The following is a 26,111-nucleotide window of genomic DNA, read 5'->3' as shown; positions in this document are numbered from 1 at the left end:
CGAGAAACCATGGCCAAGCGAAGTAGCGTAAAACTGAAGGGCACCGTGTTATGCGGCGCCCTGTTGCTGGGTGGTTGTGCCAACCACATGTCCCAGCGCAGCGAGCATGACGAGCGGGTCGAGCGCAAATTGCTCGACCACAGCCTGCAGATCGACGCGGGCACTCCGGCATCGCTGGAACTGCCCCAGCGGCGTGTGCGCATTCACGAACAGAAGACCTTCGAGGTCACCGAGTTCGAGGTTACCCGCCGTTACGACCGCTTCACGCCCTACCAACCCTGGCGGGAGGTCTACGAGATCCCGCTGGGCGCGGTGGCGGTGGTGGCCGGCGTCGGCGCCAATGTGCTGAACGTGTTCATGTTCGGGCAACTGCCCGACAGCGTCACCAAGGACTGGATCAGTTACGGCTTCGCCGGCCTCAACCCGTTCATGAATGTGCAGTCCAACGGTCGCGCCCAGCAGAACCTGGCAGGCGTGGACCAGGTGCAGAAGGACAAGCGCGTGGAAACCACGAGCCTGCCCTGGAGCGAACGGCCAGTGGACGTGCAGTCCGGCAAGCAGACCTATGAGCTGACCACCGACAAGAACGGTGTGCTCAAGGTCAACCTGCTGGACAGCCCGTTTGCCGACCAGGACCTGAAAAACGTCAACCAGTTGAAGATCAGTGTGGAGGATGCCGACGACAACGTTCGCGCTGACACCACCCTGGGGCTGAGCAGCGACCTGCGCGGCAAGCTGGTCGAAGCGCGCGCCCTGATCTACGACGATCTTGAAGGCGAAGACGTCGGCCAATGGGTGCGCAGGGTCAAGCGCTTGTCAGACCTGGGCATGGAAGAGGAAGCCAGCGAGCTGGAGCAAAGCCTGATCGAGCTGACCCGCAACGATCCGGAGCTGCAACAGCAATTCCTGCGCTCACTGACCCGCGACGCCGGCCGCCTGGTGGCTGACCCTGGTATTTGACCGAGGGTTCAGCGCCCTCCCCCTTGCGGGACCGGGCGAAGCCCGGTAACGCTTTACCGCGCCGCGCCTGAAACCCCGCGGTGCCCTTTTACCGAGTTGGCGCCCGGCCCTGGAGGCCTGTGTGCCGCCCCTCGCGCGACCACGCTACGTGGTACTGAAAAGCTCGAGCTGTTCATGCGCCCCGCGCACATCCTGCAACCGCACCCCTATTCCCAGCAAGCGTACTGGTTTGCCACCCCGCGCCACCGCCTGGCTCAGCAACTGCTTATAACTTTCCAGATCCCTGCCGGCCCCTGCCTGCTCCAGCGTGGTCTGGCTGAAGTCATGAAACTTGACCTTGACGAAGGGCTTGCCCGCCTTGTAGCTGCTGTCGATACGCGCCATGCGCGTGGCCAGCGTCTCCATCAACTCCGGCAGTTTCGCCAGGCAGGCAGCAATGTCGGGCAGGTCGGTATCATAAGTATTTTCCACACTGATGGACTGGCGACGACTGTCGTTGTGCACAGCCCGCTCGTCGATGCCGCGCGCCAGGCTCCACAGCCGCTCGCCGAAACTGCCGAATTCGCGCACCAGCGCCAGCTTGCTCCAGTCACGCAGCTCCAGGCAGGTGCTGATACCCAAGCGGCCCAACTTGTCGGCCGTGACCTTCCCCACCCCGTGCAGCTTGCTAACCGGCAAAGCCGCGACAAACTCTTCGACCTGGGGCGGGGTCACCACGAACAACCCATTGGGCTTGCGCCAGTCACTGGCGATCTTGGCCAGGAACTTGTTGGGCGCGACCCCCGCCGACACGGTGATGTGCAACCGCCGCGACACCTTGCGGCGAATGTCTTCGGCAATGCGCGTGGCGCTACCGGAAAAATGCGGGCACTCGGAGACGTCCAGATAGGCTTCGTCCAATGACAACGGTTCGATCAGGTCGGTGTATTCACGGAAGATGTTGTGAATTTCCCGCGACGCTTCTTTATAGGCGTCCATCCGGGGCTTGACGATGGTCAGGTCCGGGCACAGCTTCAAGGCATGGCGCGAGGACATGGCTGAGCGCACGCCATAGGCACGCGCTTCGTAATTGCAGGTGGCTATCACGCCACGGCGCTCTGCCGAGCCGCCCACCGCCAACGGCTTGCCGGCGAGATTGGGGTCGTCACGCATCTCGATGGCGGCGTAGAAGCAGTCACAGTCAATGTGGATGATTTTGCGCTGTGTCATGGCCCGGCGTTCTGTCTATATAAGGAAGCGCTTTGCTGCAAAGCGCACCCAGTATCTCACCCACCTGGCAGAGAAGGCACGCCCAGCGCGCCAGCCACATTTATTTTTTCAATCAAAAAGCCCCCTTCGATAGCTCCGAAAGGCCCAGCCAGTCTGGCTTTCAGGCACTTCGAGAGCACCCTAAGCAATTGAACGAAAAGACTTTTCCCTACATGCACGTTTGACAGGCCTGGGGAAATCTGTAGAATCAACTCCACAGACGCGGGATGGAGCAGTCTGGTAGCTCGTCGGGCTCATAACCCGAAGGTCGTCGGTTCAAATCCGGCTCCCGCAACCAAACATCAGAAAAGGCCAATCGAAAGATTGGCCTTTTTTGTTTGCGCCTGATTTATGCACGGATCTCTACCGGCAGCGACTGTGGCCGGAAAGCCACCCGTGATGAGACCAGACACGCATCAACAAAGATAACAGTTGACACCTTCGCTGCTTGCTGTAGGATCCGCCCCCACAGACGCGGGATGGAGCAGTCTGGTAGCTCGTCGGGCTCATAACCCGAAGGTCGTCGGTTCAAATCCGGCTCCCGCAACCAAACACCAGAAAAGGCCAATCGAAAGATTGGCCTTTTTTGTTTCTGCATGTTTTCACCCTGGCGCCCCTACTCCCGGCACTTCGGCACGGAAAGAAATATTCAGAAGGTTCAAGGGCTTGCGCGCACTGCGACAAGTCGCCACGGTAGGAAATCAAGTGTTGACACACTCGTGATCTGCTGTAGAATCCGCCCACACAGACGCGGGATGGAGCAGTCTGGTAGCTCGTCGGGCTCATAACCCGAAGGTCGTCGGTTCAAATCCGGCTCCCGCAACCATATACGAAAGAGGCCACTCGCAAGAGTGGCCTTTTTTCGTTTGGCCGCAGAAATAATTCGGGCACAAAGCTGCCGTATCGTGGTCCACCCTTGCGTGGCCAGGTGGAAGAAACATGAAACTTCCCCTATAGATAAAGCGCCCGAGCCCGATAAATGGTCAAACGGGTTAATATATTCCGAATTATTTTTTGTATAGGGATTGGTAACTTGACTGGATACCTTCATCCTGTTGCGCACAATCCACGAGGTGATTGATGCGCCCCGACTCGCCAGAAATGCCTGATACCGTGACTGCCCCACATCCGTTGAACACCAGCAAAATGCGCTGGCTGGAACTGCTGAGCAAGTACCGCCAACCCATCGGCCTGGTCGTGACCCTGTTGCTGTTCGGCATCGCCCTGATCGCGTGCCGCCACTTGCTCAGCGAACTGGACATCTACGCGCTGCATGATTCGGTCATGAGCACCCCGACAGGCTCGCTGCTGGGCGCCCTCGCGGCGGCCGCGGCCGGTTTCGTCATATTGCTGGGCTACGAATGGTCGGCCAGCCGCTATGCCGCGGTCGACCTTCCCCGCCGGACGCTGATACTGGGCGGCTTCACGGCGTTTGCCATTGGCAATGCCATCGGCCTGTCGTTGCTGTCCGGCGGCTCGGTACGCTACCGCCTGTATGCCCGCCACGGCGTGGGCGCCGCGGAAGTGGCCCGCATGACCCTGTTCGCCAGCCTGTCGCTAGGCTGCGCCCTGCCGCCGCTTGCCGCCCTGGCCACCCTCAGCAACCTGCCTGCCGCATCCACCGCCCTGCACATGGCGCCGGGGCTGCTGGGCACCATCGCCGGCGTGGTCATCGCGCTTACCGTGCTGCTGGCCGCCGGCATCTACCGACGCCGCCTGGGCGAACAGCCTATCGCCGACAACCTGCTGGTCAAGGTTGGCCGCCGTACCCTGCGCCTGCCGGGCGTGCGCCTGACCCTGCTGCAACTGGTGATCACTGCCCTGGACGTGCTGGCCGCGGCTACCGTGCTGTACCTGCTGCTGCCAGAGGCACCACCGTTCGGTGCGTTCGTGCTGGTGTACCTGCTGGCCCTGGCGGCCGGGGTGCTCAGCCATGTACCCGGCGGCGTCGGCGTGTTCGAGGCCATCCTGCTGGCGGCGTTCGCCAACGAACTGGGCGCGGCGCCCCTGGCGGCCGCACTGCTGCTGTACCGGCTGATCTACGTGATGCTGCCACTGCTGCTGGCCTGCATCGTGTTGCTGGCGACTGAAGCCAAGCGCTTCTTCTTTGCCCAGCAGGCCATTCGCGTGGCTTCAGGCATGGCCGCACCAATTCTGGCGCTGCTGGTGTTCCTGTCGGGCGTAGTGCTGCTGTTCTCCGGCGCCACCCCGGAAATCGACACCCGCCTGGAGCACCTCGGCTTCCTGATTCCCCACCGCCTGATCGATGCGTCGCACTTTGGTGCCAGCCTGATCGGCGTGTTGTGCCTGCTGCTGGCCCAGGGCCTGCGCCGCCGGTTGTCGGCCGCCTGGATGCTGACCACCACCCTGCTGCTGGTGGGCGCGCTGCTGTCGCTGCTCAAGGGCTTTGACTGGGAAGAGGCCAGCCTGCTGATCCTCACCGCCGCGCTGCTGGCGATCTTCCGCCGGTCGTTCTACCGCCCCAGCCGCTTGCTGGAGCTGCCCTTTTCACCGTTCTACCTGATGGCCAGCGCCTGCGTGGTCGGCGCCTCCATCTGGTTGCTGCTGTTCGCCTACCAGGATATCCCCTACAAGCATCAACTGTGGTGGCAGTTCACCCTCGATGCCGACGCCCCACGAGGCCTGCGTTCGGCCCTGGGCAGCGCCGTGCTGCTGGTGATCGTCGCGCTGACCTGGCTGCTGCGCACCGCACGCCCGGTCATTCACTTGCCCGACAGCGAAGAGCTGAGCAAGGCGGCGAAGATTCTGATGACCTCCGACCAGCCGGACGGTGGCCTGGCGCTGACGGGTGACAAGGCCCTGCTCTTCCATCCCAACGACAACGCCTTCATGATGTACGCCCGCCGCGGGCGCAGCCTGGTGGCGCTGTACGACCCCATTGGCTCGACCCAGCAGCGCGCGGAAATGATCTGGCAGTTCCGTGACCTGTGCGACTTCCACCATGCACGCCCGGTGTTCTACCAGGTGCGGGCGGAGAACCTGCCGTTCTACATGGACATCGGCCTGACAGCGATCAAGCTGGGCGAGGAAGCCCGTGTGGACCTGGTCAGGTTCGACCTGGAAGCCAAGGGCAAGGAGATGAAAGACCTGCGCTACACCTGGAACCGAGGGAGCCGCGACGGTCTGTCGCTGGAGATCTACGAAGCCGGGCAGGCGCCGCTGGACGAGCTGAAGGTGATTTCCGATGCCTGGCTGACCGGCAAGAACGTGCGGGAAAAAGGCTTCTCCCTGGGCCGTTTCAGCCCGGAGTACCTGCAGCATTTTCGTATTGCAATCATTCATTTCGAGGGACGCCCCGTGGCGTTCGCCAACCTGCTCGAGACCCACAGCCACGAACTGGCCAGTCTCGACCTGATGCGCGCGCACCCCGAGGCACCCAAGCTGACCATGGAATTCATGATGGTCGGCTTGATACAACACTATAAGAGTCATGGTTACGCACGCTTCAGCCTGGGCATGGTGCCGTTGTCGGGCCTGCAGCCACGCAAGGGCGCACCGCTGACCCAGCGCCTGGGTTCAATGGTGTTCCGCCGCGGCGAGCAGCTTTACAACTTCCAGGGCTTGAGGCGCTTCAAGGACAAATTCCAGCCCGACTGGGAACCCCGTTACATGGCCGTGCCAGCCGGACTCGATCCGCTGGTGGCATTGGCTGATACTGCCGCCCTGATCGCGGGCGGCCTGACAGGATTGGTGAAACGCTGATGATTCGACGCAACTGGCGTAAATGGCTGGCGGCCGTGGTGGTAGTGGTCGCTGGCGCCGCGGCGGTCTACTGGTACATGAACCGCCCCGCCCCCGCGCCCCTTCTGGAACAAGTGAAACTGGATGATGGCAATACCGCCACCCTGGTGACCCCCGGCACTCGCATCAAGGCTCGCGTGGTGCTCTCGGTGCCGGCCGAACAGGCGCTGACCGACAAGCAGCTGACCGACCTCAGCAAGGACGGCTCGGCGCAACTGGTACAGGTACTGCTGGCCAAGTCCGACTGCGACGAGCAGGAAAACGACATCAAGGCTGCCGCGCAGCATCTGGACGGCCCCGTCACCCTCTTCAGCGGCATCGGCTCCGGTGCCGCCGAGGCCTGGGCGTGGCTGGCCAAGCAGACCGACGACAAGGCCACGGCCGTGTCGGTAGGCTTCAGCCTGGAACAGCCGGGCTGCGCTACCCCGCTGCCGAAGAAGGCCGAGCACGGCCACTGGATCGTCGCCTGGAACGACAACCCGGATGACGCCAGCGCGTCGTTCGTGCGCGACACCCCCAATGCCGAGACCAGCATCAGCGACTACGACATCCACCTGCCCCAGGTGCTGAAGAATGAGCTGACCAAACTGCTGGTAGGTGACACCAAGGACGCCCTGAGCATGCCCGTGGTGGAAGTGCCGGCTGGCCAGGCCACCGATACCGTGACCCTGTTCCTGTCGGGTGACGGCGGCTGGCGCGACCTGGACCGCGACGTGGCGGGCGAGATGGCGAAGATGGGCTACCCGGTGGTAGGCATCGACATGTTGCGCTACTACTGGCAGCACAAGACCCCGGAGCAGAGCGCTGAAGACCTGTCGGCCCTGATGCTGCACTATCGCCAGAAGTGGGGTACCAAGCGCTTCATCCTGGCTGGCTATTCCTTTGGCGCCGACGTACTGCCGGCGACCTACAACCGCCTGCCGGCCGACGACCAGAAGCGCATCGACGGCGTGCTCCTTCTCGCCTTCGCCCGCAGTGGCAGCTTCGAAATCGAAGTGGAAGGCTGGCTGGGCAACGCTGGCAAGGAAGCGCCTACCGGCCCCGAGATCGCCAAGATGCCGCAGAACAAGATTCTGTGCGTGTATGGTGTGGAAGAGGCCGACGAAACCGGTTGCACCGACGCCAAGACCTACACCGGCGAAACCCTGAAGCTGCCGGGGGGCCATCACTTCGATGAAGACTACCCGGCGCTGGCCAAGAAGCTCATCGATGCCATCGAGAAGCTGCAGGGCAAGCCAGCGGTGGCCAAGGCCAACTGAGTTCAGCCTGGCCAATGAAAAGCCCCCGTACCGTTGAAGGTGCGGGGGCTTTTTTGTGCCTGCCGGGATCTGCGTGGCCCGTTTCCCAAGCGTCGCCCGGTCCCACGGCTCCGGGCGCAGCCTACTGTGGGACCGGGCGAAGCCCGGGAACGACACCCCGCCGCCCCCAAGCCATGCCTTACATCTCGACCTGCGTACCCAGCTCGATCACGCGGTTCACCGGCAGCTTGAAGAACCGCAGGTTGCCGTTGGCGTTCTTGAGCATGAAGGCGAACAGCCCTTCGCGCCAGCGCGCCATGCCTACCAGCTTGGACGGAATAACCGTCTCGCGGCTGAGGAAGTAGGTGGTGCGCATGGGGCTGAAATCCAGGTCGTCCAGGTGGCACAGCTTCAGTGCTGCCGGCACGTCAGGTTCATCCATGAAACCGTAGTGCAGGATGACCCGGAAGAAGCCCTCGCCGTAGGACTCCACCTCGAAACGCCGGTTGGCCGGCACCCGCGGGTCGTCTTCGTTGACCACGGTCAGCAACACCACCTGCTCGTGCAGCACCTGGTTATGCAGCATGTTGTGCAGCAAGGCATGGGGGACAGCGTCGGAGCGCGCGGTGAGGAACACCGCAGTGCCCTGCACCCGGTGCGGCGGTTGCACGCGGATACTGCTGATGAAGATCGGCAACGGCAACGCGCCCTCGTCGATGCGGTCCACCAGCAGTTGCTTGCCGCGCTTCCAGGTGGTCATCAAGATGAACAGCACCGTACCGGCCAGTACCGGGAATGCCCCCCCTTGAATGATCTTGGGCACGTTGGCCGCAAAGAACATACCGTCTACCAGCAAGCAGATGAGCAGCAACGGGACGGCGAAGATCGGTGGCCATTTCCACATCAGCAACATCACTGCCGAGACCAGAATAGTGGTCATCAGCATGGTCCCCGTCACCGCCACGCCGTAAGCGGAAGCCAGGGCACCGGAAGACTCGAAGCCAAGCACCAGCAGGATCACACCGCACATCAGCGTCCAGTTCACCGCGCCAATATAGATCTGGCCCTGCTCGTCACTGGACGTATGCTGGATGTGCATGCGCGGGATGTAACCCAACTGGATAGCCTGCTGGGTCAGCGAGAAGGCACCGGAGATCACCGCTTGTGAAGCGATAACCGTGGCCACGGTGGACAGCACGATCAACGGCAGCAGCGCCCAGTTCGGCGCCAGCAGGTAGAACGGGTTCCGCGCTGCCTCCGGGTCGGCAAGAATCAACGCCCCCTGGCCGAAGTAGTTCAACACCAGCGCAGGCAGCACCAGAATGAACCAGGCCCGGGCGATGGGCCGCCGGCCAAAGTGCCCCATGTCTGCGTACAGCGCCTCGGCACCGGTGAGGGCCAGTACCACGGCGCCCAGCACCGCGAAGGCAATGCCAGCGTGACTGATGAAAAAGCGCACCCCCCACATGGGGTTCAAGGCCTGCAGCACCTCAGGCTGGTGGGAGATGCCAATGGCACCGAGCACGCCCAGCACCACGAACCACAACACCATCACCGGCCCGAACAGCTTGCCGATGCGCGCGGTGCCGTGGCGCTGAATCAGAAACAGCCCTACCAGCACGATCAAGGCCAGCGGCACCACCCAGTGCTCCAGGCCATCGAACGCCAGTTCCAGGCCCTCCACGGCCGACAGCACCGACACCGCCGGGGTAATCATGCTGTCGCCGTAAAACAGCGCCGTGCCAATCAGCCCGCACACCACCAGCATGGCCGTGAACCTGGGGTAAGGCGCCGCTGCCCGGCGTGCCAGCGCAGTGAGCGCCATGATGCCGCCCTCCCCCTGGTTGTCGGCGCGCAGCACGAACAGCATGTACTTGATCGACACCACCCAGATCAGCGACCAGAAAATCAGGGACAGAATGCCCAGGACGCCGTCGTGATTGCTGGGAATCCCATAGCCACCGGAGAACACCTCCTTGAGGGTATACAACGGGCTGGTACCGATATCGCCGTAGACTACCCCGACGGCCGCCACCAGCATCGCGATCGGCTTGGCCGCCGAATGCCCCGTGCCTGCCTGACTACTTGCCTGAACCATCAACCACTCCTACAACCTTGGACTTTGGGTGTTTCAAAATGCTGCGAGACTCAACGCGGCGAAGCATAGCGCAGCACTCGTCGTATTTCCCTCCATAAAGCTGGTCAAGTGGCTTTCTCACCGCTAGAATTGCGCACTTTTTGATCAGAGGCGCGTAAAGTGCCCGTCAGGGTTGCTACTGGCAGCTCTAATTAACACCGAGGTTAGTCATGTCCACCACTCCCGCGCCGTCCGCCCCAAAGGTAGGATTTGTGTCACTCGGGTGCCCCAAGGCCCTAGTCGACTCCGAACGCATCCTCACCCAACTGCGCATGGAAGGCTATGAAGTCGTACCGACCTACCAGGACGCCGACGTCGTGGTCGTCAATACCTGCGGCTTCATCGACACCGCCAAGGCCGAGTCCCTGGAAGTGATTGGCGAAGCCCTGGCCGAAAACGGCAAGGTCATCGTCACCGGCTGCATGGGCGTGGAAGAAAGCGCGATCCGCAACGTGCACCCCAGCGTGCTGGCAGTGACCGGCCCGCAGCAGTACGAGCAGGTCGTGACCGCCGTGCACGAAGTGGTACCGCCGCGACAGGACCACAACCCGCTCATCGACCTGGTGCCGCCACAGGGCATCAAGCTGACCCCGCGCCATTACGCCTACCTGAAGATTTCCGAAGGCTGCAACCACAGTTGCAGCTTCTGCATCATTCCGTCCATGCGCGGCAAGCTGGTCAGCCGCCCGGTGGGCGACGTGCTGAGCGAGGCCGAGCGCCTGGTCAAGGCAGGCGTGAAAGAGCTCCTGGTGATTTCCCAGGACACCAGCGCCTACGGCGTGGACGTCAAGTACAAGACCGACTTCTGGAACGGCCGCCCGGTCAAGACCCGCATGCTGGAACTGTGCGAGGCCCTGAGCAGCCTGGGCGTGTGGGTACGCCTGCATTACGTGTACCCGTACCCGAATGTCGACGACATCATCCCGCTGATGGCCGCTGGCAAACTGTTGCCGTACCTGGACATCCCGTTCCAGCACGCAAGCCCCAAAGTGCTGAAACTGATGAAACGCCCGGCCTTCGAAGACAAGACCCTGGCGCGCATCAAGAAATGGCGCGAACAGTGCCCGGACCTGATCATCCGCTCCACCTTCATCGTCGGCTTCCCAGGCGAAACCGAGGAAGACTTCCAGTACCTGCTGGACTGGCTCACCGAAGCCCAGCTGGACCGTGTCGGCTGCTTCCAGTACTCGCCGGTCGAAGGCGCCCCAGCCAACGACCTGGACGCCGAAGTGGTACCCGATGATGTCAAGCAGGACCGCTGGGACCGCTTCATGGCTCACCAGCAGGCCATCAGCGCCGCGCGCCTGCAGATGAAGATCGGTAAAGAGATTGAAGTGCTGATCGATGAAGTGGACGAACAGGGCGCCGTGGGCCGCTGCTTCTTCGACGCACCGGAAATCGATGGCAGCGTATTCATCGAAGGCGCCGAAGGCCTGAACGCTGGCGACAAGGTCATGTGCCGCGTGGTGGATGCCGACGAGTACGACCTGTGGGCCGAGCGGATCTAAGCGCCCTGCGTCACTGAAAAACCTGCCCCCGCGGCAGGTTTTTTTTCATGCCTGCACGTTGCCCGACCACCTGTACCAGCGGCCGCCAGGCCGCGCCCGCTGCCAACACCGTGTTGCCTGCTGACGCGGCCTGACGGCCACTGCTACAGTTAGAGGAGGATCAAGGAGCGACCGACATGGGCAAACATCTGCTGGTGCACACCCCCCGCGCGAACGACTACCCGGAACTGACGCGGCTCTGGGAAGCCTCGGTGCGCGCCACGCACCACTTCCTTCCCGACAGCTACATCACCCTGCTGCGCGGCCTGGTAGAGAAACACTACCTGGACGCGGTCATGCTGATCTGCTGCAAGGACGAGCGCCAGCGCATCACCGGTTTCGCCGGGGTGGCGGCAGGCAAGGTCGAGATGCTGTTCATCCACCCCGACTTCCGCGGCCAGGGTATTGGCACACGCCTGCTGGACTTTGCCTTCGACCACCTCAACGCGGACCAGCTGGACGTCAACGAACAGAATGAACAGGCCTTCGGCTTTTACCTCAAGCAAGGCTTTGAAGTGGTAGGCCGCTCCGAGGTCGACGGCATGGGCCAACCCTACCCGCTGCTGCACCTGCGCCGCGCCCAGCGACAATCTGCACGGGCTTAACCGGCGCAGGGCGGTTACACTAGCGCCCTTCTTTTGTCACGGCCCCTGTCATGTCTGATCCCATTCGCCTGTCCAAACGCCTCATCGAACTGGTGGGCTGCTCCCGCCGCGAGGCCGAACTGTTTATCGAAGGGGGCTGGGTGACAGTGGACGGTGAAGTCGTCGACGAGCCGCAGTTCAAGGTCGACACCCAGGTGGTTGCCTTGAGCCCCGACGCCAAGGCCGAACAGCCAGAGCCGGTGACCCTGCTGCTGCACCAGGAAGCAGGGCAGTCGCTGGAACAGGCCCAGGCCAGCCTGGTGGCTGCCAACCTGTCGCCGGAACACAGCTACAGCAAGCGCCCGCTCAAGGGCCACTTCCTGCGCCTGACCTGCGGCGCCGAGCTGCAAGCCGGTGCCAGTGGCCTGCAGGTGTTCACCCAGGACTGGAAAATACTGCGCAAGCTGACCGCCGACGCCGCCAAGATCGAACAGGAATACGTGGTTGAAGTCAGCGGGCAAATGTCCGAGCACGGCCTCAACCGCCTGGCCCACGGCGCCACCTACAAAGGCAAACCGCTGCCGGCGGTCAAGGCCAGCTGGCAGAACGAAACGCGCCTGCGCATCGCCATGAAGAACCCGCAGCCGGGCATCATCGCGCTTCTGTGCACCAGTGTCGGCCTCACCGTGGTGGGCATGCGCCGCATCCGCATAGGCGGTGTGTCCCTGGGCAAGGTCCCGGCGGGCCAGTGGCGCTACCTGGCCAGCAACGAAAAGTTCTGACCCTCTTATTTACGCAACACTCGGGATTTACACCATGATTCACAACGATGTACTGCGCAGCGTGCGCTACATGCTCGACATCAGCGACGCCAAAGTGGTCGACATCATCAAGCTCTCGGGCCTGGAGGTCAGCAAGGCCGATGTCATCAATTACCTGAAGAAAGACGAGGAAGAAGGTTTCGAGCACTGCCCTGACCTGGTCATGGCACACTTCCTCGACGGCCTGGTGTTCTTCAAACGCGGCAAGGACGACAGCCGCCCGGCCCAGCCGATCGAAACCCCGGTGACCAACAACATCATCCTGAAGAAGCTTCGCGTGGCGTTCGAACTCAAGGAAGACGACATGCACGCCGTGCTCAAGGCGGCCGAGTTTCCGGTCTCCAAGCCCGAGCTGAGCGCATTGTTCCGCAAGGTCGGCCACAACAACTACCGCCCGTGCGGCGACCAGTTGCTGCGCAACTTCCTGAAGGGCTTGACCCTGCGCGTGCGCGGCTGAATCATTGAAGGTATCCCACGCCCGGCCCCACAAAGGGCGTGGCCATCCCCCCTTTGTCGTGTTTCGGAGTTCGACATGTTCAAGCGTCTATTGCTTATCGTTGCAGTGGCGTTCCCGCTGATTGCTGCTGCCGGCCCAGCCCCCTGGTACAAATGGCAGAGCATCACCCAGAACGGCGCCATGGTCTGCTCGCAAACCAATCCCGGCGCCGGCTGGCAGCGCATGTCGGGCCCCTATGACAATGCCGGTTGCCGCTGATACTGACCCATGACCTATAGCGTTGCGCCCATCGGCTTTGTCCGTTCCTGCTTCAAGGAAAAATTCGCCATCCCCCGCCAGCCGCAACTGGCACCCGCCGCCCGGGGGGTGCTGGAGCTGGTGGCGCCATTTGACCAGGGCGACGCGGTTCAGGGCCTGGAGCAGGTCAGCCATGTGTGGCTGCTGTTCCTGTTCCACCAGGCACTGGAAGACAAGCCACGCTTGAAAGTGCGCCCGCCACGCCTGGGCGGCAACAAGAGCATGGGGGTGTTCGCCACCCGCGCCACCCACAGGCCCAATGGTATTGGCCAGTCGGTGGTGCGCCTGGAGAAGGTCGAGGCCGGGAAGCTGTGGTTGTCGGGCATAGACCTGCTGGACGGCACCCCGGTGCTGGACATCAAACCCTACGTGCCCTACGCCGACAGCCTGCCGCACGCCCGCAACGACATGGCCAGCGGTGCGCCTGAGGCGATTGCCGTCGAATGGGCTGACACAGCCCTGGTGCAGGCTCATAGCCATGCCACGCGCCTGGCAGAGCCTCTGGTGGCATTGATCGAACAGTGCCTGGCCCAGGACCCACGCCCCGCGTACCAGGTGCCCGCGCCTGAGCGCGAATATGGGGTGCGGTTCTGGGATGTTGACGTGCGCTGGCACTATCCGCGGCCGGGCACCATCTGCGTGCTGGAAGTGGTTGCCACTGGCGTGTAGGGGGCGTCACCGTACTGATATAAAAAAACCGCCACGAGGGCGGTTTTTTTGTGAAACGGCGATTACTTCTCGACGAAGGCGCGCTCGATCAGGTAGTCACCGGGCTCACGCATGCGTGGCGACACGGTCAGGCCGAAGCTGTTGAGCACTTCGCTGGTCTCGTCGAGCATGCTCGGGCTACCGCACAGCATGGCGCGGTCGTCCTGCGGGTTGATCGGCGGCAGGCCGATGTCGCTGAACAGCTTGCCGCTGCGCATCAGGTCGGTCAGACGGCCTTCGTTTTCGAATGGCTCGCGGGTGACGGTGGGGTAGTAGATCAGTTTGTCCCGCAGCGCTTCACCGAAGAACTCGTTCTGTGGCAGGTGTTCGGTAATGAACTCGCGGTAGGCGACTTCGTTCACATAGCGCACGCCGTGGCACAGGATGACCTTTTCGAAACGCTCGTAGGTTTCCGGGTCCTGGATGACGCTCATGAACGGCGCCAGGCCAGTGCCGGTGCTCAGCAGGTACAGGTGCTTGCCTGGTTTGAGGTCATCAAGCACCAGGGTACCGGTAGGCTTTTTGCTGATGATGATCTCGTCGCCTTCCTTCAGGTGCTGCAACTGGGAAGTCAGCGGGCCATCAGGCACCTTGATGCTGAAGAATTCCAGATGCTCTTCCCAGTTCGGGCTGGCGATGGAGTAAGCGCGCATCAGCGGGCGGCCGTTGGGTTGCTGCAGGCCGATCATCACGAACTGACCGTTCTCGAAGCGCAGGCCCGGATCACGGGTGCACTTGAAGCTGAACAGGGTGTCATTCCAGTGATGGACACTGAGTACACGTTCGTGGTTCATGTTGCTCATGTACGGGGGCTCCTCAGAAAACGCGTGCGCCGAACGAGAGCGCGATTGCGCAATATTCTAGCGGGAGACACAATATCTGTTAATTGAATTATCAAGATATGGGTTATCGGTTATATCGATATGCGATTTACTCTACGTCAGCTCCAGGTCTTCGTCGCCGTGGCCCAGCAGGAGAGTGTCTCCCGCGCCGCCAGCCTGCTGGCGCTGTCGCAGTCGGCCGCCAGTACCTCCATCACCGAACTGGAGCGCCAGTCCAGCTGCCAGCTGTTCGACCGTGCCGGCAAGCGCCTGAGCCTCAACGCACTGGGCCATCAGTTGCTGCCCCAGGCCGTGGCGCTGCTGGACCAGGCCAAGGAAATCGAGGACCTGCTCAACGGCAAGTCCGGCTTTGGTTCGCTGGCCGTGGGCGCCACGCTGACCATCGGCAATTACCTGGCCACGTTGCTGATCGGCAGCTTCATGCAGGTGCACCCCGAAAGCCAGGTCAAACTGCATGTACAGAACACCGCCAATATCGTGCACCAGGTCGCCCACTACGAAATAGACCTGGGGTTGATCGAAGGCGATTGCAGCCACCCCGACATTGAAGTGCAGCCTTGGGTGGCCGACGAACTGGTGGTGTTCTGTGCCCCGCGTCACCCGTTGGCCAGCCGCGGCCGGGCTACCCTCGACGAGTTGACACGCGAAGCATGGATTCTGCGCGAGCAGGGTTCGGGCACACGCCTGACCTTCGACCAGGCCATGCGCCACCATCGATCATCGCTGAACGTAAGGCTTGAACTGGAACACACCGAAGCCATCAAGCGTGCGGTGGAATCCGGCCTGGGCATCGGCTGCATCTCACGGCTGGCGCTGCGCGATGCCTTTCGCCGGGGTAGCCTGGTGGCGGTGGAAACCCCGGACCTGGACCTGACCCGGGAATTCTTCTTCATCTGGCACAAACAGAAATATCAGACCCAGGCCATGCGCGAATTCCTGGAACTGTGCCGTGCCTTCACGGCCGGCGTGCGGCGCAGCGACGAGATCGTGCTGCCCACCATACCCTGATCAGATCAGAATCACGCCCCACACCACAGCGATCATGCACAACACCACGAACTGCGCGGCGCTCCCCATGTCCTTGGCATTCTTGGACAAGGGGTGGCGGTCCAGGGAGATACGGTCGATGGCCGCTTCCACCGCCGAATTGAACAACTCCACGATCAGCGCCAGCAGGCACACGGCGATCAGGATCGCGCGCTCCGCACGGCTGACGTGCACCATGAAAGCGATGGGCACCAGTACCACGTTGAGTAGCACCAATTGGCGGAACGCGGCTTCGCCGATGAAGGCCGCGCGCAAGCCGTCGAGCGAATAGCCCGTGGCGTTGAAGATGCGTTTCAGGCCGGTCTGGCCTTTATATGGGGACATGTAGGGTCAACTGTCACTGGGTAAAAAAGGGACGCTAATGCAGCATGAGTCAAAAAAGCGTGAAGGCACTATGCCTCAAGTCGACGAAATTGACTCAAGTTGTTGCAGCAGCAACGCCGCCTGCGTACGGGTGCGCACATTGAGCTTGCGGAAAATGGCAGTGACGTGGGCCTTGATCGTGGCCTCCGAGACGCTTAACTCGTAGGCGATCTGCTTGTTCAGCAGGCCTTCGCAGACCATGGTCAGCACCCGGAATTGCTGCGGTGTGAGGCTGGCAAGGCCCTCGCTGGCGGCCTTGGCCTCAGCCGATACGCTGACTGCTTCAAAGGCCTGCGGCGGCCACCAGACCTCTCCTTCCAGCACATTGCGCACCGCCTGCTGAATGACTTCCAGGGGGCTGGACTTGGGGATGAAGCCGCTGGCGCCGAATTCACGCGCGCGCACTACCACCGACGCTTCTTCCTGGGCAGACACCATGACCACGGGTACTTGCGGGTATTGGCCCCGCAACAGCACCAGGCCGGAGAAGCCATAAGCCCCCGGCATGTTCAGGTCCAGCAGCACCAGGTCCCAGTCAGCCTTGGCCGTTAGTTGAGCTTCGAGTTCGGCGATGGTCGCCACTTCGACCAGGCGGGTGTCGGTACCCAGCCCCAGGGTCACGGCCTGGCGCAGCGCGCCGCGGAAAAGAGGGTGGTCATCGGCTATCAGGATGTCGTATGTGGCCATCGATCTAATGATCCTGTTCTGTGCAGGCGCGCAGGAGTCGGCGCCTGCCGAGGCAATCGGGCTTATTTTAACGCCAACTCACGGAAAAGATTGGCGGTTGTAACGTATGGGGTGCCCGAATCGGCGCCAAGGATGCCGAGGCCTGACAGGGTGGTCAAGTTCGATGCTTTACGGCTAAAGTCGCACCCCTCGTTCCGCTTCCCGTCTGGCCACCGGTTTACCGCCTTGGCCGGACCACGCTTGCCCATTACAAGAGAACCCCCATGCGTCGCCAAGCCTTGCGTGCAGACCTGCTGATGTTGTTGACCGCCATGATCTGGGGCTCGGGCTTTGTTGCCCAGACCGCCGGGATGCACCACATCGGCCCCTTCCTTTATTCCGGCCTGCGTTTTGCGCTGGGCTCGCTGTGCCTGCTGCCGCTGGTGCTAGGGCGTGGGGGGAACGAAACCCGCCACGAACCGTTCATGACCCGAGGCCTGTGGCTGGGCGGCGTGCTGATGGGGCTGGCCCTGGCGCTGGGCATCAACCTGCAGCAGGTGGGCTTGCTGTTCACCAGCGTGACCAACTCCGGTTTCATCACCGGGCTATACGTGATCGTGGTACCGCTGCTGGGCCTGCTGCTGGGCCACAAGACCGGCACCGGTACCTGGCTGGGGGCTGCACTGGCGGTGGTGGGCATGTTCCTGCTGAGCGTGGGCGACAACTTTCAGGTGTCGTCAGGCGACTGGCTGCAACTGGCCGGCGCATTCGTGTGGGGCGGGCATGTAGTGCTGGTAGGCCTGTTCGCCAGCCGCCACGATCCAATTCGCCTGGCGTTCCTGCAATTCGCCACCTGCGCAGTGGTCAGCCTGGCGCTGGCACTGGTGATGGAGCCTGTCGACCTGGACTCGATCATCGCAGCGGGCCCCGCCCTGCTGTATGGCGGCATCGTCGCCGTGGGCATCGGCTACACCCTGCAGGTGGTGGCCCAGAAAGACGCCATTGCCTCCCACGCGGCAATCATCCTGTCACTGGAAGCGGTATTCGCCGCCATCGCGGGTGCCTGGCTGCTGGGTGAAGCGCTGCAACCGCGCGGCTACCTGGGTTGCGCATTGATGCTGGCGGGCATGCTGATCGCACAGTTGTGGCCCCAGCGCGCCTCCGCCACCGCGACCGCTTAGGGCGCCACGGCCTCAAGGCGGGCATGGACTTCATCCAGCCCGCTGAGAGGCAACTGAAACTTCGCCGCCAGGTAGTGACCTGTGAAAACGTCCAGCCAGGTATCGAGCACCGTGGATGCCTGCTGGTCACCGGCCAGCTCCAGGCACAGTGCGGCCACCTCAGCGGTGCAGAAGTGGTCGTCACGCTTGGAGCGTCGCAGCTTGTAGCGCGAGAGCTGGTCGCTCGCCAGGCTCAATACCGGAAAGCGCTCCAGGTATGGGCTTTTGCGAAACATCTTGCGAGCTTCGGTCCAGGTGGCGTCCAGCAGGATGAACAGCGGCCGTTTGCCCTCGTCATGGCTGACCTCGGTTACCACCCGCTCGGGCGCCACGAACTCGCCCGGAAAAACAATGTACGGCTGCCACCGCGGGTCATCCAGCAATGCCAGCAATTGCTCGTCCACCGTGGTGCGCGACCAGGCGAAAGCGTGGGTGTCGGCGAGCACATCGGCGATCAGCCAGCCGGTATTGGACGGTTTCAGCGGCTCGACGTCATGCATCACCAGGCACATGCCTGACCGCGCCGCCACGGTGGGGCGGTACTGGCACAGGCAATACTCGAAAATGACCCGGCAACCTGGGCAACGTGGCGCCCTTGAACCACGGGAGACAAAGGGCTTGAGGCACTGGGCCAGGCGCGCGGAACGCAGGCGGGAAACAGCATGGGGCATGGTGACAAAGGGCTCGCATGGGCATGACCGGCATGGCCGCCAGCCTGAAAGACCAAGAGTTTATCAGAGCTTGCACTGCCGAACCGGGAGCTTTACCCCTATAATCAGCGGCTTTATGAACGCACGGGCCGGTCGCTGGTCCAACAGCCAGTCACCGAATCAGGAGAGTTTCATGCTGCGCTTTATCGCCCCCCTCACCCTCGTGCTGGCCCTGCCGGTAGCAGCTCAGGCCGCATCGCTGCAAGAGTTCGAGCTGGGCAAACTGCTTCAGCAGGTTGCCGAACAGAGCAACCTGGGCACGCCGCGTGAGGTCAACGAGAACATTCTTGACCAGGGCTACACGGTGGAAGGCAGCGAGCTGGTCGACCACCTCAGTGTGCAGCAGGGTGAAGCCGAGAAAATGCGCGCCAACCCCGAGGCCGTGCGTGTGCAGCTTGGCCGCAGCGTGTGCAGCAACAAAGGCTACCGCGACCTGATGAACAAAGGCGCGGCAATGCGCTACGAGTTCACCGAGAACCATACCAACCTGGCGGTCACCACCCAGCGCTACACCGCGGAGCACTGTGCCCTGCTGAACGGCAAAGCCGCCAAGAAGAAGTAATCACCCGGTTCGTTCGCGCCGCTGTGCATCATCGGCGCGCAATTCGGCCACCAGCGCCTGCATATAGCTGGAGCGGCGCTGGGCGCCTTCCAGGCGGCGCAGGCATTCCTCCTCCAGCGTCACATGATTGGCTTGAGCCGAACGGCTCAACAAGCCCAGCAATTCGCTGTCCAGTTCCAGGCTGATTCGCTTCATCCCTGCCTCCCTGCGCCCCGCCTCTGGGCGACATTGTTTCGTCATCCCTGTCTCATCAGTAAATCAGACCCTGCGCAACGATGGATCCATTCAGACGAACGGTTTGTGTGCAATATTTTTCATCAACCCATTACTTGCCCGTCGCGAGTCCGTGGGCCCATGATCGAGCCAACGCACACACCACCGGCAGGGTCTAGAGTTACACCCATACCCCTGCGCCGCTGGGCTCGAAGAGGCCACCCCAGCCGGCGTCACGCTCGACGACCACTGCCTCGACCGCCCCTCGCGGGCTTACTGCAATGTCCGGCCATTAGCCTGGACAGCCAGCGACACAAGCAGTGTCGCGGCCAACCGATTTCGCTCGGTACCGGCCAAAGGCTCATATGCAGAAGGAGACGTTTGAATGCCTTACGAACCCAATGACTTCCTGTCCACCCACTTCAGCAGCAATGGCCTGGACCTTACCCGGCAAGTCGAAACCCAACTGAGCCTCATCGCCCCCAACAGCCCCAACCTGGCGCTCTACCGTGACATGATGCTGACCGTACTGCGCATGGCCCAGGACGACCGCAACCGCTGGAATGCCAAGATCACCCTGCAAGCACTGCGCGAACTGGAACACGCCTTTCGCGTGCTGGAACAATTCAAGGGCCGGCGCAAGGTAACCGTGTTCGGTTCAGCGCGAACGCCACTGGAACACCCGTTGTATGCGCTGGCCCGCGAACTGGGCGCCGCCCTGTCACGCTCGGACCTCATGGTGATCACCGGTGCGGGTGGCGGCATCATGGCGGCCGCCCACGAGGGGGCAGGCCTGGCTCACAGCCTGGGCTTCAATATCACCCTGCCCTTCGAGCAGCACGCCAACGCCACCATGGAGGGCAGCGACCAGTTGTTGCCGTTCCACTTCTTCTTCATTCGCAAACTGTTTTTCGTCAAGGAGGCCGACGCGTTGGTGCTCTGCCCGGGCGGCTTCGGCACCCTGGACGAGGCATTGGAAGTGCTGACCCTGATTCAAACCGGCAAGAGCCCGCTGGTGCCAGTGGTGCTGCTGGACGCACCCGGCGGCCGTTTCTGGCAGGACTGCCTGGACTTCATCGGCAAACAATTGCGCGACAACCACTACATCCTGCCCACGGACCTGAAACTGATGCGCCTGGTATACAGCGCTGAAGAAGCCGTGGACGAGATCAACCGGTTCTACGCCAACTTCCATTCCAGCCGCTGGCTCAAGAACCTGTTCGTGGTGCGACTGAAACATGCGCTGAGCGAAGACGCGCTGATCGGGGTGCGGCAGCAATTCGCAGATCTGTGCCTGAGCGACACCTTTCACCAGCATGCGTACGACGGCGAAACCCATGAGGAGCCGCAGTTCAGCCACCTCACTCGCCTGGCCTTTACCTTCAATGGGCGTGACAACGGCCGTTTGCGTGAATTGGTTGACTACCTGAACCAGCCTGAAAACTGGGCCGCAGCCCCCGCGACCGGTGTGTTGGCCAATGCCAGCACACGACCACGGAAACCCATGAAGGCGACCTGATCAGTCGTCGAAGCTTCGGCCACTCAGCAGGCGGCCGATCATGTCCAGTGGATAGCCTCTGTAGCTCAGGAAGCGAGTCTGCTGGGCACGGCTGCGTGGGTCGGTTGGCAATTGGCCGGCAAACTTGCGCCGCCAGACGTCCGCCAACTGCGCAGGCCAGTCGAAAGCGCTTTCACGCAATGCCTGCTCGATGTCCGCGCGTTGCAGGCCACGTTGGCCCAGCTCCTCGCGGATGCGCACAGGGCCATACCCGGAGCGGGCACGGTAATTGATGAAGCTTTCGAGGTAGCGGGATTCGGACAGCAGGCCTTCTTCCGTCAGACGGTCGAGTTCCTGGTCGATCATTTCGGGGGTGGCGCCGCGCTGACGCAGCTTGCGCGTCAGCTCGACCCGACCGTGCTCGCGTCGCGCGAGCAGGTCCATGGCGCTCCGTCGCACAGCGACGGGTGTATCCAGTATGACGGACATGACGTACTTAGAAATCGACGTCTGCGTCTACCACTTCGTCTTCGGCATCGGCTTCAACGACAGCGGCTTTCTTGGCATCGACACCGCCAGTCAGCAGCTTGTCACGGATCTGCTTCTCGAGAGCCGCACCGATTTCCGGGTTGTCCGCCAGGAACTTGGCCGAGTTGGCCTTGCCCTGACCGATCTTGCTACCTTGGTAGCTGTACCAGGCACCGGCTTTCTCCAACAGACCGTGGGCAACACCCAGGTCGATGATCTCGCCGTTGAGGTAGATACCCTTGCCGTAGAGAATCTGGAATTCAGCCTGACGGAAAGGTGGCGCCACCTTGTTCTTGACGATCTTGACGCGAGTTTCGCTGCCGACCACTTCGTCGCCTTCCTTCACCGCGCCGGTACGGCGGATGTCCAGACGGACCGAAGCGTAGAACTTCAGCGCGTTACCACCCGTGGTGGTTTCCGGGCTGCCGAACATGACGCCGATCTTCATGCGGATCTGGTTGATGAAGATGACCAGGCAGTTGGCGTTCTTGATGTTACCGGTGATCTTGCGCAGCGCCTGGGACATCAGGCGAGCCTGCAGGCCCACGTGCATGTCACCCATTTCGCCTTCGATCTCGGCCTTCGGTACCAGAGCCGCCACGGAGTCGACGATGATCACGTCGACGGCGTTGGAACGCACCAGCATGTCGGTGATTTCCAGGGCCTGTTCGCCGGTGTCCGGCTGGGAGACCAGCAGGTCGTCGACGTTCACGCCCAGCTTGCCGGCGTACTCAGGGTCCAGGGCGTGCTCGGCGTCGACGAACGCACAGGTGGCGCCCATCTTCTGGGCCTGGGCGATCACCGACAGGGTCAGGGTCGTCTTACCCGACGATTCCGGGCCGTAGATCTCGACGATACGGCCTTTCGGCAGACCGCCGATGCCCAACGCGATGTCCAGGCCCAGGGAGCCGGTGGAGATAGCAGGAATAGCCTGGCGGTCGTGGTCACCCATACGCATCACGGCACCCTTGCCGAATTGACGTTCGATCTGACCCAAGGCCGCAGCCAAGGCTTTCTTCTTGTTGTCGTCCATTAAAGTCCTCTCTAGAAATCAATTAGGCCTGATGGCCGAATAACTGTATAAGTAGCCAGTATTATTCCACAGGGAACGTTGCACGCCTACCCCTGTATTGAGATTTCTCCTGCTACAAGACGTATCAGCCCCTCTAGCGCGGCCTTTACCGTTTGTCGGCGGACCTCGTCACGGTCCCCGGTGAACTGCTGGCGCTGGGAAACCACCTGGCGGCCGTCGGCCCAGGCGAGCCACACGGTGCCCACCGGCTTGCCGGGCGTGCCGCCGTCCGGCCCGGCGATGCCACTGACGGCCACCGCGAAACGCGCCCCACTGCGCTCGGCCGCGCCCAGCGCCATGGCCTCGACCACCTCGCAGCTCACCGCGCCGACACGGGCGAACAGTTCCGGCGCCACCCCCAGCTGCGCGGTTTTCTGCGCGTTGGAATAGGTGATGTAACCGGCTTCGAACCAGGCGGAGCTGCCCGCGATGCGGGTGATCGCCTCACCAATACCACCGCCGGTGCAGGACTCGGCGGTGGTGACCTGCTGGTGCAGGCCCTTGAGGCCTTCACCCAGCGACTGCGACAGTTGAGTGATCGGGTCCATCGGGGCGCTCCATGGCAACGGGGGAATAGCCGCTACCGTACACCAGGTGCTTCAGGGTGCGAAACCTTGCTCGAACGTGGCGGTGAGGCTGTACAGCCCTGCGCCGCGAGGGGTCGGCTGGTAGCTTTTGCAACGGTACAGGCCCAATTCGCCCAGAGGCGGCGCCCACTGGAACGAGCGCGCACCACCATGACGGTCGAGAAACGTGGCGATCGCCTTGATCACACCCTCGTCCCCGACGAACGTCAGCGGCCACGACTGGCTTTTGTTGTTGAGGCCATCAGCCACCTGCTGCTGATAGCCATCACCGAACTGCGCGGTGCGCAGGCGGAAATCGACGGTACCGACCGGTTCGACCTTCGGTACCCAGGTAAAGGTTTCCATGCTCATGAGATGTCCTTGAAGAAAGGGGTATCAGCGGCCATTGATGGCGGACCAGATCCGGCCACCGGGTTGCAGGTCGCGGGCGATCTGTTCGGACGCACCCTGACGCGCGGCGCCGGCATAGGCGTTGGCCAGGTCCTGGCTCTTGACGCCACTGGTCGCGGTGCCCTGGCTATCGCCCACGTTGATGGTCTGCTGGATCACTACCTGGTTGCTGCTGGTGCCCTGGCCGGTACCGGCGGCCATGACCCCCAGGGAGCCATCGGGGCCGCGGCTCAGCGGCATGATGGCCTCCGGGCCGGCTTCGCCGAACAGGGCCATGGGGGCTACCGTGGGGCTGGTGGCGACGGAGTTGGTGAAGGCACCACCGTTGGCGAATGCTGTACCGCTGTAAGAGCCCAGCGCCGATGTGTCCAGTTGAGGGTTGAAGGACAGGGTCGAACTGCCGACGCTTGCGGTCGTCACGCCTGCGGCCGGCGTCCCGCTGCCGAAGAGCGACATCACTGCGCTACCGGCAATTCCCAGCAACGAACTCAATGCACTCGACGTCGCGGTCTTGGCAGCGATCTTCGCCATATCGGTAATCACCGACTTGGCGAAGTCGGAGAACGAGAACTTGCCGGTCATGGCGAAGTTGTAGACGGCGTCGTCCATGTCGCTGAACGCGGAGGTGAACAGGGTCTTGGTTTTACCCGCAACATTACCCGCGGAGTCCAGGTAATCGCCCCAGGCCGCAGAGGCACCGTTGGTCCAGTCACCCAATGATTTGGTCATCTCATCGTAGTTGGCTTGAATCTGCGTGGCCATCTGCGCATGCGCATCGGTGAGGCTCGCCAATTTCACCTGATAATCGGGATTCGTGTCTCCTCCTTTTTGCTTGAAGTCCTCTGACAGCTTCATGCGGTCGGTCGCAAAAGACACATCATTGGCCCCCAGCGACTTGGCCAACGTCGCCTGCCGCCCGCCCATCCCCACCTGCGCCGCTTCCACGCTACCGGACATGGCCAGAATGCTGGTTGGCGTCGGTACCGGCAGCGATGCCTTGGAATAGTCCGGCATCTGCCGGGCACTGTCCTTGAGCATCTGCCCTAACCGCGTGTTGTTCTTGATCAACTCACCAAGGCTGTCGCTAGCCGGCTCGAACGCATCGCTGAATTGCGCCACGGACCCTGCCGCCTGCCGCGAGGCAGTTTTCGCTGCGTCACTGAACGACAACCCTACCGCCGAACCCGCTGCCTCGAAACTTTTCTGCATCTTGCTGATACGGTCGTTCAACAGCTGGGTGACCGAGGCAAACGCCTGATCCAGCCCACTGATGTCCACCGTCAACGTTCCCTGAGTCGCCATCGTCGCACTCCCTTGAATCATTAATGTTCAGTACCACTGCTCCATGGCTCGCTCCAGCGATACCCCTTGGCGCAATTCGTGTGGCATGAAATCGGCAAGCTCGGCGCTGCCACCGCCCAGCCGATGAACCTGCAATGCCACCGTCGCGCTGCTGGCCTCCAGCCGACGCCCGGGGTGCAACGAGCCATAGCGCACCAGGTATTGCTCCCAGGCCAGCGCTTCCTGATAACTGAGCCGCTCCTTGGCCTCTGCAATGGTGCGGCCGCCCACACCGTTCAGTACCAGTTCGTGCCAGAACTCGTCGGCGGCCGTCAGCGCTTTGCGGGGCTACCCCCGGTGCCGTTGACTTCGTTCACGGCGTTGAGGATCAGAAAACCCAAACCCGGGTCCAGGCTGTAGGCATCCTCGTAGGAAAGCTCTTCTTCACCGTCTTCCCCGAGACTTACCGACGCGGCGATGAAGCGTGCATTTCGGCTCTGCTCCCCCTCCCCCGCCACGAACAGCCGCTCGATGACACCGAACGACTGGCGCCGCACCTGCACCACCAGCACATCAGTGACCGGCTCGCCGGAGTGCGGATCGGGGTGGGTCCAGTTCAGTTCCTTGCGCACCTGCTGGGTGTCGATGAAGCCGCCATTGGCTTTGAGTTGCGATAGGTTCATGCGTAAGACTCCATGGTTGTATGGGAAGCAATGGGCAGTACGGCCGCCCGGGCCAGCGTGGCCTGGGCCAGCACGGTGGCCGCGCGGTCGCGCAACAACAGGCGTTCCTGCGCACCGTTGAGCCCGCCATTGATGCGTCGAGTGATTTGCGAGAAACGCCCGGCATCGGCCAATTCATTCAGGCCGTTGTCGGCCCAGAACCACGCGGCCGACAACGCCGCGCCCTCGGGTGTTTCCAGCCACTGCGGCGCGGCCACCAGGTCCTGGCCCAGGGCCTGACCGGCCAGGCGATAACGGCCCTTGCCGGTCAGCTGGATCAAGCCGCGTCCGCGGTAGCGATAGCCGTCGCCGGCCACGTCGTTACCCAGCCGCCCACCGTAGGCCGCTTCAGCCAACGCCTGAGGGTTATGTGCCAGCTGATCCGCCATCGGCACCAACGAGCGCCAACGCGACCCTGGGGCCGATGCTTCACCGAGCTGGCGTATACGCTGCGCGCTGTAGCTCAGGTTCTCCGCCAGCCGGCGAAAGCTCCCCGACTCATAACCGACCTGCGCCAGGAACGCGGCGATGCGCACGCACGAATCAACGCGGTAACGCTGCATCGCCTGGTTCAACGCAGGCAAAAAAATGCCCGCTACAGGGCGGGCGTCGGGCAATATCTGCAGCAATTGCTGCTCGTTCAACAGCATG

28 protein-coding genes and 3 tRNA genes are annotated in these 26,111 nt (G+C 62.4%); 16 read left to right on the top strand and 15 right to left on the bottom strand.

Annotation, left to right across the window (positions count from 1 at the left end; genetic code table 11):
• Positions 1-9 precede the first annotated feature (9 nt).
• Positions 10-960: a hypothetical protein gene (locus tag QBK88_RS11145; protein WP_277962074.1), complete on the top strand. Its 951-nt coding sequence runs from the start codon at positions 10-12 to the stop codon at positions 958-960.
• Between the two features lie 144 nt (positions 961-1,104).
• On the opposite strand, the gene dinB is transcribed toward QBK88_RS11145, so the two are convergent.
• Complete coding sequence (gene dinB / locus QBK88_RS11140) at positions 1,105-2,169, bottom strand: DNA polymerase IV (protein ID WP_268149268.1); 1,065 nt, start codon at positions 2,167-2,169, stop codon at positions 1,105-1,107.
• 260 nt (positions 2,170-2,429) lie between these two features.
• On the opposite strand from dinB, the gene QBK88_RS11135 reads away from it, so the two are divergent.
• From QBK88_RS11135 to QBK88_RS11115, 5 genes are all read left to right on the top strand, one after another.
• Positions 2,430-2,506: transfer RNA gene (locus QBK88_RS11135), tRNA-Met, on the top strand.
• Between the two features lie 175 nt (positions 2,507-2,681).
• Positions 2,682-2,758: transfer RNA gene (locus QBK88_RS11130), tRNA-Met, on the top strand.
• A 199-nt stretch (positions 2,759-2,957) separates the two neighbouring features.
• Positions 2,958-3,034: transfer RNA gene (locus QBK88_RS11125), tRNA-Met, on the top strand.
• A gap of 320 nt (positions 3,035-3,354) precedes the next feature.
• A complete protein-coding gene (mprF, locus tag QBK88_RS11120; protein WP_445764922.1) occupies positions 3,355-5,931 on the top strand; it encodes a bifunctional lysylphosphatidylglycerol flippase/synthetase MprF in 2,577 nt (858 codons plus the stop codon).
• Positions 5,931-7,229 carry an AcvB/VirJ family lysyl-phosphatidylglycerol hydrolase gene (locus QBK88_RS11115; RefSeq protein WP_277962073.1) on the top strand — a complete coding sequence of 433 codons (1,299 nt, stop codon included), beginning with the start codon at positions 5,931-5,933 and terminating at the stop codon, positions 7,227-7,229. The genes mprF and QBK88_RS11115 overlap by 1 nt, the downstream gene beginning before the upstream one ends.
• 178 nt (positions 7,230-7,407) lie before the next feature.
• Here the strand turns inward: QBK88_RS11115 and QBK88_RS11110 are convergent, their stop codons facing one another.
• Complete coding sequence (locus QBK88_RS11110) at positions 7,408-9,306, bottom strand: potassium transporter Kup (protein WP_277962072.1); 1,899 nt, start codon at positions 9,304-9,306, stop codon at positions 7,408-7,410.
• A 209-nt stretch (positions 9,307-9,515) separates the two neighbouring features.
• Between QBK88_RS11110 and rimO the strand changes: the two genes are divergently transcribed.
• The 6 genes from rimO (at position 9,516) to tsaA (ending at position 13,720) form a co-directional block, all read left to right on the top strand.
• Positions 9,516-10,853 carry a 30S ribosomal protein S12 methylthiotransferase RimO gene (rimO, locus tag QBK88_RS11105; protein ID WP_277962071.1) on the top strand — a complete coding sequence of 446 codons (1,338 nt, stop codon included), beginning with the start codon at positions 9,516-9,518 and terminating at the stop codon, positions 10,851-10,853.
• 176 nt (positions 10,854-11,029) lie between these two features.
• On the top strand, positions 11,030-11,497 hold the full coding sequence (locus QBK88_RS11100; protein WP_268149260.1) for a GNAT family N-acetyltransferase: 468 nt from the start codon (positions 11,030-11,032) through the stop codon (positions 11,495-11,497).
• 50 nt (positions 11,498-11,547) lie between these two features.
• Positions 11,548-12,258, top strand: coding sequence for an rRNA pseudouridine synthase (locus QBK88_RS11095; RefSeq protein ID WP_277962070.1), 711 nt, complete (start codon positions 11,548-11,550; stop codon positions 12,256-12,258).
• 34 nt (positions 12,259-12,292) lie between these two features.
• On the top strand, positions 12,293-12,754 hold the full coding sequence (locus QBK88_RS11090) for a DUF1456 family protein (RefSeq protein ID WP_268149258.1): 462 nt from the start codon (positions 12,293-12,295) through the stop codon (positions 12,752-12,754).
• A 75-nt stretch (positions 12,755-12,829) separates the two neighbouring features.
• The gene (locus QBK88_RS11085; protein WP_268149256.1) at positions 12,830-13,012 is read left to right on the top strand and encodes a hypothetical protein; all 183 of its coding nucleotides are present in this window, start codon (positions 12,830-12,832) and stop codon (positions 13,010-13,012) included.
• 9 nt (positions 13,013-13,021) lie between these two features.
• Complete coding sequence (gene tsaA / locus QBK88_RS11080; RefSeq protein ID WP_277962069.1) at positions 13,022-13,720, top strand: tRNA (N6-threonylcarbamoyladenosine(37)-N6)-methyltransferase TrmO; 699 nt, start codon at positions 13,022-13,024, stop codon at positions 13,718-13,720.
• Between the two features lie 62 nt (positions 13,721-13,782).
• Here the strand turns inward: tsaA and fpr are convergent, their stop codons facing one another.
• Entirely contained in the window at positions 13,783-14,562 is a 780-nt protein-coding gene (gene fpr, locus QBK88_RS11075) for a ferredoxin-NADP reductase (RefSeq protein ID WP_002554680.1), read from the bottom strand.
• A gap of 120 nt (positions 14,563-14,682) precedes the next feature.
• Between fpr and QBK88_RS11070 the strand changes: the two genes are divergently transcribed.
• Complete coding sequence (locus tag QBK88_RS11070) at positions 14,683-15,609, top strand: LysR family transcriptional regulator (protein ID WP_277962068.1); 927 nt, start codon at positions 14,683-14,685, stop codon at positions 15,607-15,609.
• Here QBK88_RS11070 and QBK88_RS11065 read toward each other — a convergent pair whose 3' ends face one another.
• Complete coding sequence (locus QBK88_RS11065) at positions 15,610-15,972, bottom strand: diacylglycerol kinase (RefSeq protein WP_268149252.1); 363 nt, start codon at positions 15,970-15,972, stop codon at positions 15,610-15,612.
• A gap of 75 nt (positions 15,973-16,047) precedes the next feature.
• Positions 16,048-16,698, bottom strand: coding sequence for a response regulator transcription factor ErdR (gene erdR / locus QBK88_RS11060; RefSeq protein ID WP_277962067.1), 651 nt, complete (start codon positions 16,696-16,698; stop codon positions 16,048-16,050).
• Positions 16,699-16,961: 263 nt separating this feature from the next.
• Here erdR and QBK88_RS11055 point away from each other — a divergent pair, with 263 nt between their 5' ends.
• Positions 16,962-17,858 (top strand): DMT family transporter, encoded by an 897-nt coding sequence (locus QBK88_RS11055; protein ID WP_277962066.1) that lies wholly within the window; start codon positions 16,962-16,964, stop codon positions 17,856-17,858.
• On the opposite strand, the gene QBK88_RS11050 is transcribed toward QBK88_RS11055, so the two are convergent.
• Positions 17,855-18,568 carry a tRNA-uridine aminocarboxypropyltransferase gene (locus QBK88_RS11050; RefSeq protein ID WP_277962065.1) on the bottom strand — a complete coding sequence of 238 codons (714 nt, stop codon included), beginning with the start codon at positions 18,566-18,568 and terminating at the stop codon, positions 17,855-17,857. The two genes, QBK88_RS11055 and QBK88_RS11050, sit on opposite strands and share 4 nt — an antisense overlap.
• 172 nt (positions 18,569-18,740) lie before the next feature.
• Here QBK88_RS11050 and QBK88_RS11045 point away from each other — a divergent pair, with 172 nt between their 5' ends.
• Positions 18,741-19,169, top strand: coding sequence for a PA3611 family quorum-sensing-regulated virulence factor (locus QBK88_RS11045; RefSeq protein WP_268149245.1), 429 nt, complete (start codon positions 18,741-18,743; stop codon positions 19,167-19,169).
• On the opposite strand, the gene QBK88_RS11040 is transcribed toward QBK88_RS11045, so the two are convergent.
• Positions 19,170-19,364: a hypothetical protein gene (locus QBK88_RS11040; protein ID WP_277962064.1), complete on the bottom strand. Its 195-nt coding sequence runs from the start codon at positions 19,362-19,364 to the stop codon at positions 19,170-19,172.
• 403 nt (positions 19,365-19,767) lie between these two features.
• Here QBK88_RS11040 and QBK88_RS11035 point away from each other — a divergent pair, with 403 nt between their 5' ends.
• Positions 19,768-20,901, top strand: coding sequence for an LOG family protein (locus tag QBK88_RS11035; protein WP_277962063.1), 1,134 nt, complete (start codon positions 19,768-19,770; stop codon positions 20,899-20,901).
• Here QBK88_RS11035 and recX read toward each other — a convergent pair whose 3' ends face one another.
• The 8 genes from recX to QBK88_RS10995 all read right to left on the bottom strand — a co-directional run bounded on the left by recX (position 20,902) and on the right by QBK88_RS10995 (position 26,110).
• Positions 20,902-21,369, bottom strand: a complete 468-nt coding sequence (gene recX, locus QBK88_RS11030; RefSeq protein WP_268149241.1) for a recombination regulator RecX — start codon at positions 21,367-21,369, stop codon at positions 20,902-20,904.
• 7 nt (positions 21,370-21,376) lie between these two features.
• Complete coding sequence (gene recA / locus QBK88_RS11025; RefSeq protein ID WP_277962062.1) at positions 21,377-22,441, bottom strand: recombinase RecA; 1,065 nt, start codon at positions 22,439-22,441, stop codon at positions 21,377-21,379.
• An 86-nt stretch (positions 22,442-22,527) separates the two neighbouring features.
• The gene (locus QBK88_RS11020) at positions 22,528-23,028 is read right to left on the bottom strand and encodes a CinA family protein (RefSeq protein ID WP_277962061.1); all 501 of its coding nucleotides are present in this window, start codon (positions 23,026-23,028) and stop codon (positions 22,528-22,530) included.
• Between the two features lie 51 nt (positions 23,029-23,079).
• On the bottom strand, positions 23,080-23,418 hold the full coding sequence (locus QBK88_RS11015) for a phage tail protein (RefSeq protein WP_277962060.1): 339 nt from the start codon (positions 23,416-23,418) through the stop codon (positions 23,080-23,082).
• Positions 23,419-23,442: 24 nt separating this feature from the next.
• Positions 23,443-24,759, bottom strand: a complete 1,317-nt coding sequence (locus tag QBK88_RS11010; RefSeq protein ID WP_277962059.1) for a phage tail tape measure protein — start codon at positions 24,757-24,759, stop codon at positions 23,443-23,445.
• A gap of 27 nt (positions 24,760-24,786) precedes the next feature.
• Positions 24,787-25,029, bottom strand: coding sequence for a hypothetical protein (locus QBK88_RS11005; RefSeq protein WP_277962058.1), 243 nt, complete (start codon positions 25,027-25,029; stop codon positions 24,787-24,789).
• Positions 25,030-25,070: 41 nt separating this feature from the next.
• Complete coding sequence (locus QBK88_RS11000; RefSeq protein ID WP_277962057.1) at positions 25,071-25,421, bottom strand: phage tail assembly chaperone family protein, TAC; 351 nt, start codon at positions 25,419-25,421, stop codon at positions 25,071-25,073.
• On the bottom strand, positions 25,418-26,110 hold the full coding sequence (locus QBK88_RS10995; protein WP_277962056.1) for a glycoside hydrolase family 19 protein: 693 nt from the start codon (positions 26,108-26,110) through the stop codon (positions 25,418-25,420). Before QBK88_RS10995 ends, QBK88_RS11000 begins: the two co-directional genes overlap by 4 nt.
• Position 26,111: the final 1 nt, after the last annotated feature.

Origin of the sequence: Pseudomonas sp. RIT-To-2 (assembly GCF_029623465.1) — a bacterium.
Classification (GTDB): Bacteria; Pseudomonadota; Gammaproteobacteria; order Pseudomonadales; family Pseudomonadaceae; genus Aquipseudomonas; species Aquipseudomonas silvicola.
Note: the sequence above shows the minus strand (reverse complement) of the source record. Positions and strands in the feature narration are given on the sequence as shown.

What these genes read in the sequence shown, in the direction of transcription:
- QBK88_RS11090 (WP_268149258.1), top strand. Translation starts at nt 12,293, where the DNA reads ATGATTCACAACGATGTACTGCGCAGCGTGCGCTACATGCTCGACATC.
- QBK88_RS11085 (WP_268149256.1), top strand. Translation starts at nt 12,830, where the DNA reads ATGTTCAAGCGTCTATTGCTTATCGTTGCAGTGGCGTTCCCGCTGATT.
- QBK88_RS11010 (WP_277962059.1), bottom strand. Translation starts at nt 24,759, where the DNA reads ATGGCGACTCAGGGAACGTTGACGGTGGACATCAGTGGGCTGGATCAG.
- rimO (WP_277962071.1), top strand. Translation starts at nt 9,516, where the DNA reads ATGTCCACCACTCCCGCGCCGTCCGCCCCAAAGGTAGGATTTGTGTCA.
- QBK88_RS11095 (WP_277962070.1), top strand. Translation starts at nt 11,548, where the DNA reads ATGTCTGATCCCATTCGCCTGTCCAAACGCCTCATCGAACTGGTGGGC.
- QBK88_RS11055 (WP_277962066.1), top strand. Translation starts at nt 16,962, where the DNA reads ATGCGTCGCCAAGCCTTGCGTGCAGACCTGCTGATGTTGTTGACCGCC.
- QBK88_RS11050 (WP_277962065.1), bottom strand. Translation starts at nt 18,568, where the DNA reads ATGCCCCATGCTGTTTCCCGCCTGCGTTCCGCGCGCCTGGCCCAGTGC.
- QBK88_RS11035 (WP_277962063.1), top strand. Translation starts at nt 19,768, where the DNA reads ATGCCTTACGAACCCAATGACTTCCTGTCCACCCACTTCAGCAGCAAT.
- recA (WP_277962062.1), bottom strand. Translation starts at nt 22,441, where the DNA reads ATGGACGACAACAAGAAGAAAGCCTTGGCTGCGGCCTTGGGTCAGATC.
- QBK88_RS11065 (WP_268149252.1), bottom strand. Translation starts at nt 15,972, where the DNA reads ATGTCCCCATATAAAGGCCAGACCGGCCTGAAACGCATCTTCAACGCC.
- QBK88_RS11015 (WP_277962060.1), bottom strand. Translation starts at nt 23,418, where the DNA reads ATGAGCATGGAAACCTTTACCTGGGTACCGAAGGTCGAACCGGTCGGT.
- erdR (WP_277962067.1), bottom strand. Translation starts at nt 16,698, where the DNA reads ATGGCCACATACGACATCCTGATAGCCGATGACCACCCTCTTTTCCGC.
- QBK88_RS11000 (WP_277962057.1), bottom strand. Translation starts at nt 25,421, where the DNA reads ATGAACCTATCGCAACTCAAAGCCAATGGCGGCTTCATCGACACCCAG.
- QBK88_RS11045 (WP_268149245.1), top strand. Translation starts at nt 18,741, where the DNA reads ATGCTGCGCTTTATCGCCCCCCTCACCCTCGTGCTGGCCCTGCCGGTA.
- recX (WP_268149241.1), bottom strand. Translation starts at nt 21,369, where the DNA reads ATGTCCGTCATACTGGATACACCCGTCGCTGTGCGACGGAGCGCCATG.
- QBK88_RS10995 (WP_277962056.1), bottom strand. Translation starts at nt 26,110, where the DNA reads ATGCTGTTGAACGAGCAGCAATTGCTGCAGATATTGCCCGACGCCCGC.
- dinB (WP_268149268.1), bottom strand. Translation starts at nt 2,169, where the DNA reads ATGACACAGCGCAAAATCATCCACATTGACTGTGACTGCTTCTACGCC.
- QBK88_RS11020 (WP_277962061.1), bottom strand. Translation starts at nt 23,028, where the DNA reads ATGGACCCGATCACTCAACTGTCGCAGTCGCTGGGTGAAGGCCTCAAG.
- mprF (WP_445764922.1), top strand. Translation starts at nt 3,355, where the DNA reads ATGCGCTGGCTGGAACTGCTGAGCAAGTACCGCCAACCCATCGGCCTG.
- fpr (WP_002554680.1), bottom strand. Translation starts at nt 14,562, where the DNA reads ATGAGCAACATGAACCACGAACGTGTACTCAGTGTCCATCACTGGAAT.
- QBK88_RS11100 (WP_268149260.1), top strand. Translation starts at nt 11,030, where the DNA reads ATGGGCAAACATCTGCTGGTGCACACCCCCCGCGCGAACGACTACCCG.
- QBK88_RS11110 (WP_277962072.1), bottom strand. Translation starts at nt 9,306, where the DNA reads ATGGTTCAGGCAAGTAGTCAGGCAGGCACGGGGCATTCGGCGGCCAAG.
- tsaA (WP_277962069.1), top strand. Translation starts at nt 13,022, where the DNA reads ATGACCTATAGCGTTGCGCCCATCGGCTTTGTCCGTTCCTGCTTCAAG.
- QBK88_RS11070 (WP_277962068.1), top strand. Translation starts at nt 14,683, where the DNA reads ATGCGATTTACTCTACGTCAGCTCCAGGTCTTCGTCGCCGTGGCCCAG.
- QBK88_RS11115 (WP_277962073.1), top strand. Translation starts at nt 5,931, where the DNA reads ATGATTCGACGCAACTGGCGTAAATGGCTGGCGGCCGTGGTGGTAGTG.
- QBK88_RS11145 (WP_277962074.1), top strand. Translation starts at nt 10, where the DNA reads ATGGCCAAGCGAAGTAGCGTAAAACTGAAGGGCACCGTGTTATGCGGC.
- QBK88_RS11040 (WP_277962064.1), bottom strand. Translation starts at nt 19,364, where the DNA reads ATGAAGCGAATCAGCCTGGAACTGGACAGCGAATTGCTGGGCTTGTTG.